General features: G+C 67.0%; 15 protein-coding genes. 3 read left to right on the top strand and 12 right to left on the bottom strand.

Annotated elements, in window-relative coordinates; translation table 11 throughout:
- Position 1 precedes the first annotated feature (1 nt).
- From MUN46_RS01105 to argH, 8 genes are all read right to left on the bottom strand, one after another.
- Complete coding sequence (locus MUN46_RS01105) at positions 2-175, bottom strand: hypothetical protein (protein WP_243375767.1); 174 nt, start codon at positions 173-175, stop codon at positions 2-4.
- A 102-nt stretch (positions 176-277) separates the two neighbouring features.
- On the bottom strand, positions 278-1,453 hold the full coding sequence (locus MUN46_RS01100) for a hypothetical protein (RefSeq protein ID WP_243375766.1): 1,176 nt from the start codon (positions 1,451-1,453) through the stop codon (positions 278-280).
- Positions 1,454-1,553: 100 nt separating this feature from the next.
- Positions 1,554-2,810, bottom strand: coding sequence for a dicarboxylate/amino acid:cation symporter (locus MUN46_RS01095; protein WP_243375765.1), 1,257 nt, complete (start codon positions 2,808-2,810; stop codon positions 1,554-1,556).
- 251 nt (positions 2,811-3,061) lie between these two features.
- Positions 3,062-4,243: a MalY/PatB family protein gene (locus MUN46_RS01090; RefSeq protein WP_243375764.1), complete on the bottom strand. Its 1,182-nt coding sequence runs from the start codon at positions 4,241-4,243 to the stop codon at positions 3,062-3,064.
- Between the two features lie 156 nt (positions 4,244-4,399).
- The gene (locus MUN46_RS01085; RefSeq protein WP_243375763.1) at positions 4,400-5,314 is read right to left on the bottom strand and encodes a manganese-dependent inorganic pyrophosphatase; all 915 of its coding nucleotides are present in this window, start codon (positions 5,312-5,314) and stop codon (positions 4,400-4,402) included.
- A 106-nt stretch (positions 5,315-5,420) separates the two neighbouring features.
- A complete protein-coding gene (gene mog, locus MUN46_RS01080; protein ID WP_243375762.1) occupies positions 5,421-6,911 on the bottom strand; it encodes a molybdopterin adenylyltransferase in 1,491 nt (496 codons plus the stop codon).
- Positions 6,911-7,522: a ribosome biogenesis factor YjgA gene (yjgA, locus tag MUN46_RS01075; RefSeq protein ID WP_243375761.1), complete on the bottom strand. Its 612-nt coding sequence runs from the start codon at positions 7,520-7,522 to the stop codon at positions 6,911-6,913. The genes mog and yjgA overlap by 1 nt, the downstream gene beginning before the upstream one ends.
- Positions 7,523-7,606: 84 nt before the next feature.
- Entirely contained in the window at positions 7,607-9,058 is a 1,452-nt protein-coding gene (argH, locus tag MUN46_RS01070; protein ID WP_243375760.1) for an argininosuccinate lyase, read from the bottom strand.
- A gap of 272 nt (positions 9,059-9,330) precedes the next feature.
- Between argH and hemC the strand changes: the two genes are divergently transcribed.
- From hemC to MUN46_RS01055, 3 genes are all read left to right on the top strand, one after another.
- Entirely contained in the window at positions 9,331-10,266 is a 936-nt protein-coding gene (gene hemC, locus MUN46_RS01065) for a hydroxymethylbilane synthase (RefSeq protein ID WP_243375759.1), read from the top strand.
- 5 nt (positions 10,267-10,271) lie between these two features.
- Positions 10,272-11,063, top strand: a complete 792-nt coding sequence (locus tag MUN46_RS01060; protein WP_243375758.1) for a uroporphyrinogen-III synthase — start codon at positions 10,272-10,274, stop codon at positions 11,061-11,063.
- 212 nt (positions 11,064-11,275) lie between these two features.
- Entirely contained in the window at positions 11,276-11,614 is a 339-nt protein-coding gene (locus MUN46_RS01055) for a P-II family nitrogen regulator (RefSeq protein WP_243375757.1), read from the top strand.
- Positions 11,615-11,640: 26 nt separating this feature from the next.
- Here the strand turns inward: MUN46_RS01055 and MUN46_RS01050 are convergent, their stop codons facing one another.
- From MUN46_RS01050 to trxB, 4 genes are read right to left on the bottom strand one after another with little or no spacing between them, the layout of a single operon-like run.
- The gene (locus MUN46_RS01050) at positions 11,641-12,393 is read right to left on the bottom strand and encodes a ZIP family metal transporter (protein WP_243375756.1); all 753 of its coding nucleotides are present in this window, start codon (positions 12,391-12,393) and stop codon (positions 11,641-11,643) included.
- Positions 12,390-13,091 (bottom strand): trimeric intracellular cation channel family protein, encoded by a 702-nt coding sequence (locus MUN46_RS01045; RefSeq protein ID WP_243375755.1) that lies wholly within the window; start codon positions 13,089-13,091, stop codon positions 12,390-12,392. The genes MUN46_RS01050 and MUN46_RS01045 overlap by 4 nt, the downstream gene beginning before the upstream one ends.
- 44 nt (positions 13,092-13,135) lie before the next feature.
- Positions 13,136-13,813, bottom strand: coding sequence for a Smr/MutS family protein (locus MUN46_RS01040; RefSeq protein ID WP_243375754.1), 678 nt, complete (start codon positions 13,811-13,813; stop codon positions 13,136-13,138).
- 2 nt (positions 13,814-13,815) lie between these two features.
- On the bottom strand, positions 13,816-14,769 hold the full coding sequence (trxB, locus tag MUN46_RS01035; RefSeq protein WP_243375753.1) for a thioredoxin-disulfide reductase: 954 nt from the start codon (positions 14,767-14,769) through the stop codon (positions 13,816-13,818).
- Between the last annotated feature and the right edge of the window lie 52 nt (positions 14,770-14,821).

The following is a 14,821-nucleotide window of genomic DNA, read 5'->3' as shown; positions in this document are numbered from 1 at the left end:
GCTACTCGCCCAGCACGAGGAAGTCGAGCGCCTCGATCACAGCGAGGTACACCGCCGTGAAAAGGACGCCCCGGAGGTAGTTCGGCCTGTTTTTCCTGTGCCACTCGGTCCCGATCAGCCACACGGGTATGAATCCGAGAAGAAGCAGGAAATTGAGGATGGAGGAGAGCTTCACTTGGAGGGCCTCGAGGGTTGCGGGAAAAAGACGGCCGGCCCGCCGGGCGGGGCGGCCGGGCGCCGCGGGACATTTTAGCCCCGCGCCCTTTGGCCCGGCGCTTCAGGAGCGGCTCGCTTCCGAGCCCAGCTCCTGCAGCGCCCTCACGATGATCGTGCGGTAGCCCTCGAGGTCTTCCTGGGTGAGCGTCGGGATCACCGCCTGGCGGATGTAATCGCTCGTGACGTTCATGGACAGCAGCGCGCTGATCCCGGGCAGCGTTCCCGCTCCCCGCATGCGGTCGTGCACGGCGTTGCTCATGAAGGTGACGCCGCCCGCGTCCTCGCTCGCGAGCCGGTTGAGCCGGGCGATGATGCTCACTTTTTCGGCCGCGCTCTCCGCGTCCATGAACTCCTGCCCCAGCCGGACGATCTGCTCGCCCACCGCGCGGGTCGCCTGCCGCAGCGCCCCCGGCTCGAGCGGCATGGCGTCCTCGGCGAGGAAGATGGGCAGCCCGAGGCTTCGCCCTGCGCGAAGCAGTGCCTGCCCGAGCTCCCCGCAGTCCAGGTTTTTCTGGGCGCGCACGAGGTAGCGGTTTTCCTTCAGATCCCGGGCGGGGGCCGGGGCGTACGCCTTGGACTCGACGACAACGGTCGGGATGCGCTCCAGCCCCAGGCGCTCCATCAGGTCCTTCTTGACGCCCTCGCAGACGTTGCCCTCGAGATCCTCGTCGGGGCCGAGGCCGCCGCGGGTGCCGTTCACCACGAGCAGCAGCGACACGGGCAGCCCGTCGAGCTCGATCACCGTCCCGCCGCACCGGTCGTAGTTGGGCGGGGGCGAGACGGGCGAGAGCAGGAAGCGGCCTCCTCCCGCCTTTTCGAAGGAGTCGAGGGCCGCGAGCGCGCAGGCCCCTTCGAAGGCCGAGGGCAGGGGAAGGGCGCCCTGGCCGTAGACCCGCCCGAAGGTGTGGACCGCGGCGTTCTGGGGCAGCGCCGCGTCAAGCCCGATCGAGCGCTCGAGCAGCTCCTGCTCGGCCGGGGTGATCCCGCGCGAGGTCGAGGCGCAGCCCCTCCCCCCGCTCCCGGTCTCCACGGTGACGAGCCCCCGGTCCCGGTCGGCGAACGCGCGCGCGATGCGGGTGTCAGCCGGCAGCGCCTCCTTCAGGATCCGGGCTGCGGCCGCGAACCCTGCGGAGTCGTCCTGAACGAAGCCGCTGTGGCTGTGCACGTGGCCGACGCCCGCGTGCCCGACGATGCCGAAGCGGCCCTTTGCTTTCTCTGACAGACGGATAGTGGTCATAAAACGGAAGTCCCGCTGAAAAAAAAAACAGGCCGCGGCGCGCGTGCGCCTCCCCTGCTGCAAAAAGGGGGGGCGGGCGCGCGGCGGGCGGCCCCGGCGCTTAGCCGTAGATGGATTTGGGCGCGTTGAATTTATCGCGGTCGAGCGTGCCGAGCAGCGACGCGGTCGTCACCATGCCCACGGTGTCGCCGGTCACGTTGAGCATCGTGTTGGGCATGTCGATCAGGCGGTAGATGCCCGCCACCCAGGGCACGATGGTGAGCGGCAGGCCCATCGTCTGCATCATGATGGCCGACATCATGATGCCGCCTCCGGGCACGCCCGCGACGCCGGCGGCCATGATGATGCCGAGGAAGCAGATGAGCACGAGCTGCCCGAAGCCGAAGTCAAGCCCGAACATCTGCGCCGCGAAGATGGCGTAGATCGGCATTTCCGCGCAGCAGGCCTGCATGTTGATGGTGGCCGCGGGCGGGGCGAGCAGGTTCACGGTCTCGTCGGGCACGCCGGCGCGCTCCTTGGTGCACTTCATCGTGAGCGGCAGCGTCGCGCTCGAGCTGCAGGTCGAGAAGGCGAGGATCATCGCCGGGAACACGTTCGCGTAGTGGCGCAGGGGGCTCACCTTCGCGATGAACTTCAGGATGATCGGGAACATGACGAGCAGGACCGTCGCGTAGGCCACGTACTGCGTCACGAGCATCTTGCCCAGACCGGTGAGCACCTCGGTGCCCAGGGTGCCGGTGACGTCGGCCATGAGGCAGAGCACGCCCAGCGGGGCGAAGATCATCACGATTTCAACCACTTTGGTAATGGCCGTGTTGCAGACCTCGAACCCCTTGCTGAGCAGCCGCTTCGCTTCGGAGCCGGCCGGCAGCAGCGCGATCGCAAACCCGAGGAAGAGCGAGAAGATGATGACCTGCAGGATGTTGAAGTTCGTGAAGGAGGCGAACACGTTGTCGGGGAACCAGTTGACGAGGCTGTTCACGACGCTCACGTCCTTCGTGCTGAAGGCGGCCTTCTCGGCGAGGTGGATGCCCACGCCGGGCTCGATCACGTAGGCCCAGAAGATGCCGGAGACGGCGGCGAGCATCGAGGCGAGGAACCAGAAGATGAGGAAGGTTCCGCCTACTTTCTTGAGCCGCTGGAGGTTGGCCACGCTCGCCACGCCGCAGACGATGGAAAAGAAGACGAGCGGAATGATCGTCATCTTGAGAAGCCGGATGAAGATCGTCCCGATGGGCTGGGTCACCTGACCCCAGATGTCGTAGCTGCCCTTGAAGATGAAGCCGAACGCGGCGCCCACCACCATGGCCAGAAGAATTTTGGTGGCTAGGCCCAGTTTTTTAGTTTTTGAGGCCATTGCTTTCTCCCTTGTTGAGACCCGGCCCCCGGGGCGCGGGGAGAGCGCCTGAACTGGGGCGGGCTTCAAGGCCAGTGTACGCTGCGGCAGGGAGAAAGTCTTGAGCAGTTCTGATTAGCTTATTTTATTTAAGAACAATAACTTATGTCCAATTTCCGCAACAAAGGCCCCCTCCCCGGCCTGGCCGCGGAGTGAAGGCCCACGGGGGGCCGAAGGGGGGAGCCTGAAGCGCTCCCCCCGGCCGCGCCTTTTCAGGCGGAGGGCTGCGCGAAGGCTTTTTTGATGCGCCCGAGCGCCTCCTCGAGGACGGCTCGGGGCACGGCGATGTTCATGCGCACGAAGCCCCCGCCCGCGGGGCCGAAGTCAAGCCCGTTGCAGAGCCTCACGCCCGCCCGCTCGAAGAAGGCCTCGCCCAGCTTTTCGGCCCGGATGCCGAGCCCCCTGCAGTCGAGCCAGAGCAGGAACCCGGCCTCGGGGCGGTAGGCGCGCACCGCGGGGAGCTCCCGCTCGAAGAACTGCAGCGCGAGGTCGATGTTGCCGAGCAGGTAGGCCCGCAGCTGCCGCTGCCAGTCGTCGGCCCGGCCCTCGAGGACGGAGCGGGCCGCTGCGGCGGCGCAGGCGTTCACGGCGTAGTCGAAGCTGTGCGCCTGAGAGGCCTGCGCGAAGCGCTCGCGCAGCTTCGGGGAGGCCACGGCGACGATCGCGTGGGGCAGCCCCATCAGGTTGAACCCCTTGCTCATGCTCACGATCTGTATCGAGACCGCGCGGGCCTCGGCCGAGGCCGCGAGGATAGGCGTGTGGAGGTGGCTGCCGTAGGTGAGCAGCGAGTGCACCTCGTCGGAGATGATCGGGACGCTGTAGCGCGCGCAGACCGAGGCGAGCCGGGCGAGCTCCTGCTTCGTGAAGACCCGCCCCGTGGGATTCTGGGGATTGACCAGAACGAAGGCGGCGGGCCGCTCCTCGCGGACCTTCTGCTCGAAGTCCTCGAAGTCGATTTCAAAGCGCCCGCGCACCGGCTTCATCGGGTTTCTGAGAACCCGGCAGCCCGACAGCGAGATCATGCGGCGGATGGGCCCGAAGCTCGGGCACTGGAGGATGACCTGGCTGTTGGGCCTCATGAACAGCCCCAGGGCAAGCCGCACGGCGGCAAGCGTTCCCGGGACGCAAAAGAGCCATTCGCGCTCGATCCTGAGGCCGTAGGTGCGGCTGTACCAGTCCTCGACGGCGCGGAAATAGCCCTCGGGCAGGCGCCTGTAGTTGTAGGTGTTTTCTTCGACAATCGGCCGCAGCGCCTCGCGCACGCACGGCGGGCACTCGAAGTCGAGATCCGCGGTGTCCATGCCGATCACATCGCTGCGGCCTGCGGGCTGCTCCCAGCGGTAGGAGCCGTCCAGGCGATGGTCGGCGGTCTGGTCAAAGCAGAAATCAGGCATTTCGTCAACCTCCTGTCTTTGAAAACACATGGGGCTTTTTCTATTGTATGCCCCGGGCGGGACAGGGCGGACGGGCGAAAAAAAGGGAGGGCCGCTTCTGAGCGGCTCTCCCGTTTCTTCCGGCGGGGCGCGGCCTGCGCCCCGCGGGCTCCGGCTTCAGGCCTTGAAGGCCTGCTGCAGCGGCGGCACGATCTGCTTTTTGCGGCTCATCACGCCGGGCATCCACATCGTGGCCGGATCGGCCTTCAGGGCCTTCACGATGAGTCCGGGCTCATCGGAGCACACGAGCAGCTCGGAGCCCTCCCTCATGATGTCGGTGAGCACGAGCAGGGCCGAGTGGCGGCCTTCGGCCTTCACGCGCGAGAGCTCCTCGGAGAGGGCTTTCTTCAGCTCCGGGCCCACCATCGACAGCGAGATGAGCTCGAGCTGCCCGATGCCCACCTTGCGGCCGTTCATGTCGAAGTCCTTGAAGTCGCGGAAGATGAGATCGCGCGGGGAGGCCTCGAGGTTGCTCTTCGCCTTGAACATCTCCATGCCGAGAGCCTCGACGTCGGTGACGCCGGCGATCGAGGCGAGCTCGGCGGCAGCCTTCCTGTCGGCTTCCGTGCAGGTCGGGCTCTTGAAGAGCACGGTGTCGGAGAGAATCGCGCAGAGCATGGCGCCGGCCAGCTCCCGCGGCACCTTGACTCCGTAGAAGTCGTACATCAGCTTGAGCACCGTGTTCGAGCAGCCGACCGGCTGGATCCAGCACTCGAGCGGGGCGTCGGAAGTCACGTCGCCCAGCTTGTGGTGGTCGACGATGCCGAGCAGGCGGCATTTGCCGAAATCCGCGGGAGCCTGGGCGAGGTCGGAGTAGTCGACGAGATAGACGTCGCGGCCGGCCACGGACGTGACGACCTGCGGAGCCTCAAGGCCGAAGCGCTTCAGCACGAAGGCGGTCTCGGGAGCGGGCGCGCCCTGAGCGGCCGCAGCGGCGTCGATGCCGCGGGCCCGGTAAAGATTGGCGGCGGACAGGGCCGCGACGATGGAGTCTGTATCGGGGTTCTTGTGCCCCAGAACCAAAACGCTCATCAGTAACCTCAGAAAAGAAACAAACGGATGAAGGAAAAATGCCGCGGGCCGAATGCCGCCGCCCTCCGCCGCAATCCTACACGACGGGGCCGGCGCCCGTCCCGCCTCAGTACTTCATGACGCGGCGCAGGAACCCTGCGACGTCGGCCAGCGCCTCGCCGCCGAAGTCGTGCTCCGCCTCGTATTCACGCCAGGTGACGTTCACGCCAAGCTGCGCGAGCAGCCGCGCGCTGTGCTCCGCGAAGGGCAGCGGGACGATTTCGTCGTAGGCGCCGTGCCCGATGAAAAAGGGCGTGGCGCGCCCGCCGCTGCGGATCTCGGCGGTCAGGGACTCCGCGAGGGGCAGGTAGCCCGACAGCGCGATCACGCCGCCCAGCGCGAGCTCCTGGCGCGCTCCGGTGAAGAGCGCCATCGAGGCGCCCTGGGAGAAGCCCGCGAGGAAGATCCTCTGGCGCGGCATGCCCCTTGCGGCAATCTCATCCACGAGCCTCGTGATGCGGCCGCAGGCCTGGCGGATGCGCGGCTCGTCCTCTTCGTCGGAGAGCCCGCGGCCGGGCAGGTCATACCAGGCGCGCACGAGCTTGCCCGGCGTGGCGCTCAGCTCGAGCTGCGGCGCGTTCACCATGTAGAACTGGGCCAAGGGGCCGCGCAGCTCGGAGATCTGCTCGGGCAGCTCCGAGAAGTCGTGCACGTCGGTGCCCATGCCGCCCAGCCAGACGATCGCGCAGGGCGCGGGCAGCCTGCCGCCGGCGGGATCGAGCCGGAAAACCTCCAGCTGCTCCGCGGCGGGCGTGATCTCCACGGTCCTGCCGCCGGGCACGCGCAGCGGCGCGGGGTCCACGAAAGCGCGCCGGGCGCCTTCGGCTTCGGGGGGCTCGGACAGGGCCTCCGCGGAGGGCTGCTGCTGCGGGCGGCCGCCCTGAGGGGGCTCAGGCTCTGCCGGCGCGGCCGGCGCCGCCTCAGCCTGCGCCTCGCGCGAGAGCCTTTCCTGCCTCGCCTTGAGGGCGGACTTCGGCCTGAAGGCGCGGCAGACCGCCGGGTCGGTTTCAATCCACGGCCCGCCGATGAGGTCGATGCAGTAGGGGATGGCGGCGAAAATGCCCGGGACGATCTGCTCGCCTTCGGGGCCGCGCACGCCCCCCAGCGTCTCCGCGATCGCCTTCGGCTGGCCCGGCAGGTTCACGATGAGGGCTGCGTGTCCGGGGATTTCGCGAAGGGCCCCGACCTGGCGCGACAGGATGGCGGTGGGCACGAAGTGCAGCGACACGGCCCTCATCTGCTCGCCAAAGCCCGGCAGCTCGCGGGTCGCGACGGCCAGCGTCGCCTCCGGCGTCACGTCGCGCCGCGACGGGCCGGTGCCCCCCGTGGTGAGCACGAGGTCGCAGCGCTCGTCGTCCACAAGGGCGACGAGCGTGCGCTCGATGGCGTAGCGGTCGTCGGGGATGAGCCGCTTCACGAACCTCACCGGAGTCGTGATGGCCCGGGTGCACCATTCGACCAGGGCGGGAATGCCCTTGTCCTCGTATGTTCCGGCGCTCGCCCGGTCGGAGATCGACACGAGCCCGATTACGGTTTCGCCAGCGTTCGTCGTTTCCATTACTCGTTCTCCTGTTCAGCGCCTGCCCGGACCTGGGCCGCGAGGCCGGCCTCGCGCTCGGCCGTGAGGGCTTCGCGCAGGATCTGGTAGATCTCCCTGAAGGGGCGCGGGCTGCGCTTTGCGGGATCCTCCTTGGCTGCCTCCCTGCGGGCCATGCGGATCGTCTGCCGAAGCCGCTGGATGTCCGTCGAGGGATGCTCGTCGACCAGCCGGGTGAGCGCCTCGTCGGAGGCGAGCAGCTCGTCGCGCAGCCTCTCGCACTGGTGCTGGATCGCCACCATCGCGGCGCTCGCTCCGCCGGCGTCTTCCATGGCCGTCCGGATGGCGGAGGCGTCAGCCGCGCGCAGCAGCTTGCCGATGTGCTGGATGTGGCGCTGCTGGGCCTTGAACGTCTTGATGCGCCGGAACTCCCGGACGGCCTCCAGCACGTTCTCGGGCAGCACGGGCGAAACGCGCGCGAGCGTCTCCTCGGGCAGCTTCGTGAGCTCCCGGCCGAGCTCCTGCAGCCCGTGCATTTCGCGCTTGATTTCGGATTTGCTGGGGCCGGAGCCTTCGTCGTCGACCTCGCCGTCGTCGCCGAAGGCGTAAGGATCCCGGGTCATGATCTGCATAATTTCAGTGTCCTTCCAAAAAACGCCGTCCCGACGGCTCTCGGGGCGGCGCTGCCTGATGGAACCGGAAAAAGCGGCTGCCGGTCAGCGGTCGTATTCGCCGGCGTGCGCGTCGGTAAGGCGCTTTTCGAAAAGCTGCTTCCAGAGGGCCACCTGGCGGCGGACCTGGGCGGGCGCCGTGCCGCCGGTGTGGTTGCGGGCCTTGAGGGCGCCTTCGAGCGTGAGGCAGTCGTACACGTCATCCTCAATCTTATCGCTGAAAGAGCGCAGCACCGACAGCGGCATCTCGTGCAGGTCCACCTTCAGCTCCGAGGCCTTCCGAACCACGCGGCCCACGACGTCGTGGGCCGTGCGGAACGGCACGCCCTTGCGCACCAGGTAGTCGGCGAGGTCCGTGGCGGTGGGATAGCCCGCCTGGCAGGCCCGGCGCAGCTCCTCGCGCTGGGGCTCGACCCCGGGCATCATTTCGATGAACGCATGGAGCGTGTCCTTCACGGTGTCGATCGCATCGAAGACCGGCTCCTTGTCCTCCTGGAGGTCCTTGTTGTAGGCGAGCGGCAGGCCCTTGAGAAGCACGGCGAAGGCGCACATCTCGCCCACGACGCGGGCGGCCTTGCCGCGGGCGGTCTCCGGCACGTCCGGGTTCTTCTTCTGGGGCATGATCGACGAGCCCGTTGTGAAGCGGTCGGGCAGGTGGATGAAGTTGAAGCGCTGGCTCATCCAGTAGACGAGTTCCTCGGAAAGCCTCGAGATGTGAATCATGATCAGGCTGGCGGCCGAAAGGAACTCGAGGCCGAAGTCGCGGTCGGAGACGGCGTCGAGCGAGTTCTGCATGACGGCCTCGAACCCGAGCAGCTTCGCGCTGTACTCGCGGTCGATCGGGTAGGTCGTTCCGGCCAGGGCGGCGGCGCCGAGCGGGGAGCGGTTCACCCGGTGGCGCAGGCTGATGAGCCGCTCGCGGTCGCGCTCGAACATCTCCGCGTAGGCGAGCATGTGGTGGCCGAACGTGACCGGCTGGGCGACCTGCATGTGGGTGAAGCCCGGCATGACCGTGTCGGCCTCCTTGTCGGCCAGGTTCACAAGCACCTTCTGCAGGTCGTTGAGCAGGAACGTGATCTCGTCGAGCTCCTCGCGCAGGTAAAGCCGCAGGTCGGTGGCGACCTGGTCGTTGCGGGAGCGGCCGGTGTGCAGCCGCTTGCCGGCGTCGCCGATGAGGGCGGTGAGCCTCGCCTCGATGTTGAGGTGCACGTCCTCCAGGGCGAGCTGCCAGTCAAAGGTTCCGTTTTTGATCTCTTCGCGGATCTGGGCCATTCCGCGGCGGATGTCCTCGAGGTCCCCGGCGCTGATGACGCCGCACTTCTGCAGCATGGCGGCGTGAGCGAGCGACCCCTGGATGTCGGCCATCGCCATGCGCTTGTCAAAGCCGACGGAGGCGGTGTAGCGCAGCACGAAATCAGCCACAGGCTCGGAAAAACGCCCGGACCAGGCTTTGTTTTTAGCGTGAAGCGGATCGGAGGAATCGTTGATGTTTGCCATTGCTCAGTGGGGTTGCGGGAACCCGCTAATTGAAAGAAAATCGTTATTTTACCGCCCATTTGGCGAGCATGCGAAGCCCGCCGGCCGCGGAGCCGTCTGCAGTCTAAAAAAGAAACGGGCGCGGAAAGAAGCCGCGCACGAACCTGAAGCTTCCGGCCCCGGAAGGGGGACGGCCGAATGTATTCAGCTTGTCGAAATACTCGCTTGTTAGAATAATTCCAAGGCCTTCCCGCAGGGAGAGGCCGGTCGAAAACATTGAAAGGTTGTTTTGAATGGCAGAAATGAAAAAGTGCGTCATCGCCACCCGCGAGAGCCCTCTGGCCATGTGGCAGGCCGTTCATGTGAAGGAGCTTCTCGAGCGGCACAGCCCGGGCATGGAAGTCGAGCTGTTCGGCATGACGACCAAGGGCGACCGCATTCTCGACAAGACGCTCTCGAAGATCGGCGGCAAGGGGCTTTTCGTGGTGGAGCTTGAGGCGGCGATTCGCGAGGGACGGGCGGATCTCGCCGTCCATTCCCTCAAGGACATCCCCATGGAGCTCAGCGAGGGATTCGTCCTCGCGGCGGTGTCCTCCCGCGAGGATCCGAGGGACGCCTTCGTGAGCGCCCGCTACGCAAGCCTCGAGGAAATGCCGGCCGGAGCCGTCGTGGGGACGGCCTCCCTGAGGCGCGAGCTGATGGTCCGCTGCCGCTATCCGCATCTGGTCGTCAGGCCCGTGCGGGGCAACGTCGGCACGCGCCTGCGCAAGCTCGACGAGGGGCAGTACGACGCGCTCGTCATGGCTTCGGCCGGGCTCAAGCGGCTGGGGCTTTCCGAGAGGATCCGCTCTGTGATCGAGCCCGAAGTGAGCCTGCCCTCGCCCGGGCAGGGCGCCCTCGGCATCGAGGTGGCGCAGGACAACCTGCGGACCCGCGAGGCCGTCGCCTTCATCAACGACGCGGCCTGCCGCGCCTGCACGGCGGCCGAGCGCGAGGTCTCCCGCGCCCTCGGCGGATCCTGCCAGGTGCCGCTTGCGGCCTACGCGGTTCCCGAAGGAGACGGCGGAATGTGGCTTCGCGCCATGGTCGGCAACCACCGCACCGGCGAGGCGATCTTCGCCGAGACCCACGGGCGGCTCGAGGCTCCGCTGGAGGCCGCAGGGGAGGTGCTCGGGCGGCTTCGCGCAGAAGGCGCGGAGCGCATCCTCAAAGAAGTACTCGGGGGCTGAACCAAGTGCGCGCCGCGACAGCAAATCCGGTCATCCTCACGCGAACCGGCGCGGTCAATCAGCGGCTGGGAACGGAGTTTGAGCAGCTCGGCGCGAGGGTTCTGCTCTGGCCGGCCTTCAAGATCCGGCTGCCGGCCGACGAGCAGCCGGTGGCCCGGCGGCTCTCCAGCCTGGACGACGTCGAGCTCGTGCTTCTCGTGAGCCCTTCGGCCGTGGCCGCCGTGGCGCACTGGGTGGACCGCTGGCCCTCCCACATCACGCTGGCCGCGGTGGGCGAGGGCACGGCGCGGATCGCCCGGAAGGCCTGGGGCGAGGACGTGCCGATCGTCTATCCGCACGGCAGCGCCTCCCAGTCCGGCAGCGAGGCCCTGATGGCCGAGCTCCGGCACCGGGGAATCCCGTCGCGGGTGCTGATCTGCCGCGGTCAGACCGGCCGCGAGTGGCTCTCCCAGCAGCTGATCGCAGAAGGCGCGGACGTCCAGACGCTCACCTGCTACGAGCGCACGCCGCTCGCGTTCACGGACTCCGAGCGGCAGCAGATCGGGCAGCTCGCCCGCGGCCTGCCGCCGCCCGTCATCTATATCACGAGCTCGGAGACGGTGGGCACCCTCATGCACGCCCTGCACCCCGTGGAAGGCGCTTGGAAGTGGCTTGTTTCCGGCGGGGCCGTGGTGATCCACCCCAGAAGCGAGGCGGTGGTCCGCGAGGCGGGGTTCCGCTTCGTGCACATGAGCGATCCCCGCGACGAGGAGGTCATCCGCAGCGTCTTTGAGGTGATGGACCGGCTGAACGGGTGACCGGCGGGCCCTAAAATATCGGGGCAGGACATTCGGATGCGGCCCCGGGGCTGTCCCGCCGGCTGAATCCCTTTTCCCCAGGGCGCGCCGGCGGGGGGCTGATATGATACGGACTCGCCGCCCCGGGCGCGGCCTGTGCGGCCCGGAACTCGCGGCCGCCTCCGCGCAGGACTCTGCCGCGGCGCGAAAGGATGGTCTTCAGAGGAACCAACATGAAACAGATCGTAGCCATCATTAAACCATTCAAGCTTGACGAGGTCCGCGAGGCGCTGGCCGAGCTCGGCATTTCCGGCATGACGGTCACGGAGGTGAAGGGCTTCGGACGCCAGAAGGGCCACACCGAGCTCTACCGCGGCGCCGAATACATCGTGGATTTCCTGCCGAAGGTGAAGGTGGAGGCGGTGGTGTCCGACGAGCTGTGCGACAGCTGCGTGGAGGCGATTCAGAAGGCGGCCTACACGGGCAAGATCGGGGACGGGAAAATTTTCGTCAGCTCGCTCGAGCAGGTGATCCGCATCCGCACCGGCGAGACCGGCGACGCCGCGGTCTGAGCCGGCCCTGCCGGGGCGCGGCCGCCTTAGTGGCCGTGCCCGATGAAAAACGCGATGACTGCGCCCAGCCCGATGAGCAGGAACTGGCGCAGGAAATCGCGCCGGCTGGAGATTTCAGCGCCGAGCCGCGGAATGAGCTCGCACATCGAAATGTAGAGGAAGCTCGCTCCCGACAGGGCGAGAGCGTAGGGCAGCAGCCACTTGACGGCGTCCATCACGAAATAGCCGAGGAGGCCGCCCGCGGCCGCGGAAGCTCCGGCAATCAGCATGAGCCTGTAGGCGCGGCTCTGGCTGAGCCCCTGGCGGCGCAGCAGCACGAAGTCGCCGATCTCCTGGGGCATCTCGTGCATCAGGATCCCCGCCGTGATGGCCCATCCGAGGGCCGGGCTCACAAGAAAGGAGCTGGCGATCACAAGGCCGTCGGTGAAGGTGTGCAGCGAGTCGCCCACGATGATCGGCCAGACGCCCCGAAGCGCAAGGCTCTGCCCGCGGGCGCCCTTCTGCGCGGCGCCGTGGCTGTGGATGCCGAAGGCGTGCTCCAGGAAAATCAGCAGGAATATGCCCGCCCACACGGTGAAGCCGACTGCGTGGGGGTTCGAGGCCTGCTCGAAGGCCTCAGGCAGCAGGTGCGTGCAGGCCAGCGCGAGCAGCAGCCCCGTCGAGACGCAGGTCAGGCTGTCGCCCAGGCGAAACAGGATCCGGCCGTCGAGCAGCCGGGCTGTCGTGATTGCAAGAACCGTTGCAATCAGGCAGGCGATGAAAATGGAAAGAAGCGTCATTTCTTTTGCTCTGCCTCCGGAGGCTGCGGCCGTGCGGGAGCGTCCTTCACTCCGACAAAAGCCACCGTGTCGGCGTCGCCGTAGCGGATTTCCCATTTGTTGTACCAGCAGGCCATTCGGAACAGGCAGATGAAAACCGAAGAGATCCAGACCGCGGCGGTGCTGTCGATGTCCAGGGCGATCAGGCCGATGTACAGCCAGCAGCCGGCGAACGCCGCGGAGGCGTAGGGCTTGCGGTCGGAGAGCACCAGCGGCAGGCGGTCCAGGAAGACATCGCGCAGCATGCCGCCGCCCGCTCCCGTGCAGACCCCGAGCAGCGTGGCCGGCAGCGCGGGGATGCCCGCGGCGATGGACAGGGCGGTGCCGCCCGCTGAGAAGAATCCCAGGCCGATCGCGTCGGCCCAGATGTAGGCCGAATATGAAATGCGGTTGCTGAAATGCCGGATCAGCGCCGGAGCGAAGAAGGTGAGCACCAGCGTGAGCCAGACGTAGCCTTCGTGCGACACCCACCAGAAGGGCCGGTTGTCGATCACGACGTCGCGCATGATGCCCCCGCCGAAGGCCGTGGTGAATGCGAGCACGAACACGCCCACGGGGTCGATCTTTTTATTCTCGGTGGCCAGGATGCCGGCGATGTCAAAGGCGACGATGCCTATGAGGTCGGCGAGATCGGAAAAAGTCTGTGCGCTGATGTCCATGGCAGTGCTGGGAGCCGTCTGCTCCCGGAGAGCGGGGGGTCACATTATAAATGCGGCGCCCCCGTCGACAAAGTTCTCGCGGAGGCCGACAGCAGCACCAGCACGGCGCCCGCTCCGCCGTCGATTTCGGGCGCCTCGGCAAACGCCATCACGGCCCCGCACTGCTTGAGCCAGCGGCGGACTTTTTCCTTCAGCACCGGCTGGTGCCCCGGGCTGCCGTTGCCCTTGCCGTGGACGATGCGCACGCAGCGCGCCCCCGCCTTCTGAGAAGAGCGGAGGAACTCGAGCACCGCCTCGCGGGCCGCGTCGGTTCTCAGGCCGTGGAGGTCGAGGTGGTTCTGGACAGTCCAGTCCCCCCGGCGCAGCTTTCGGCAGATGTCGGGCGCGAGCCCTTCGCGCCAGTAGCAGCGCCCGTCCTCGCTTTGCAGGAAGACGAGCGTGTCGACTTCGTCGGAGACGGAGGCGTGGAGCACCGCCTTGCGTTCGGCGATGCTCTGGCGCGGAATGGGCTGCGGGCGGCGTCTCCCGGTGTCCGCGCGCTCCTCTTTTTTGAGGGGCTGGACCCCCATGTCGCTCATGGCGGAAGAAAACAGGCTCGCTTCCTGCCTGCGCCGTGCGGCGCGCTCAGCAGCGCGCCGCTTTTCCTCAAGCCGCAGCTCGGCCTCTTCCTTGAGCTTTGCGCCGACGGACTTCAGATCGGAGAAACTGCTGAGCGTTTTCATTTTCAGTTGCTGTTTTCCTCCAGCCACTTCTGAGCGTCAAGAGCGGCCTTGCAGCCCGTGCCGGCCGAAGTGATGGCCTGGGCGTAAACCGGATCCTGAACGTCGCCGGCGGCGAAGACGCCGGGGACGGAGGTGGCCGTATCCCCGCGGCCGTAGCGGCCCGTCACGATGTAGCCGCGGTCGAGCTCCAGCGCGTCGCCGAAAACGGCGGTGTTCGGAGTGTGGCCGATTGCGATGAAGACGCCGTCGACCGGAAGCTCTTCGGTTTCGGAGGTTTCAGGGTTCTTCAGCCTCAGCCCGGTGACTCCCGTGGCGTCCCCGAGCACCTCGTCGACGACTCGCGGCGTATGGATGACGATGCGGCCCGATTCGGCGGCCTCCTTCACCCGGTTCACCTCGATCGGCTCGGCTCTGAAGGTGTTCCTGCGGTGGATCAGATGAACCTTCGAGGCGATGTTGGCAAGGTAAAGGGCCTCCTCGATGGCCGCGGCTCCGCCGCCCACGACGGCCACTGTCTTCTTGCGGTAGAAAAATCCGTCGCAGGTCGCGCAGGCGGAGACCCCGCGGCCCTTGTAGGCCGTTTCACTCGGTATCCCGAGGTAGCGGGCGGAAGCCCCGGTGGCGATGATGACGCTGTCGGCCGTGTACACGCCGCGCGTGCCGGTAAGCCGGAAGGGGCGGGACGAAAAGTCAACGGACGTGATGACGTCGTTCACAACGCGGGTTCCAAACCGCTTGGCGTGGCTGGCCATGTCGGCCACCAGCTGCGGTCCCATGATGCCGTTGATGGCGCCGGGCCAGTTGTCCACCTCGCTGGTGGTCGTGAGCTGTCCGCCTTCTTCCATTCCGGTGATAAGCGTGGGGGACAGGCCGGCACGGGCGCTGTAAATGGCAGCGGTCCAGCCCGCAGGGCCGGAACCCAAGATCAGGACAGGACTGTGTTCAATTCCAGACATGTCGGGTGTTCCTTAAAATGATGTATAACGGTATGTTACTGAAAAGCGTTTA

The organism is Mesosutterella faecium (genome assembly GCF_022809315.2).
GTDB classification, from domain to species: Bacteria; Pseudomonadota; Gammaproteobacteria; order Burkholderiales; family Burkholderiaceae_F; genus Mesosutterella; species Mesosutterella faecium.
Note: the sequence above shows the minus strand (reverse complement) of the source record. Positions and strands in the feature narration are given on the sequence as shown.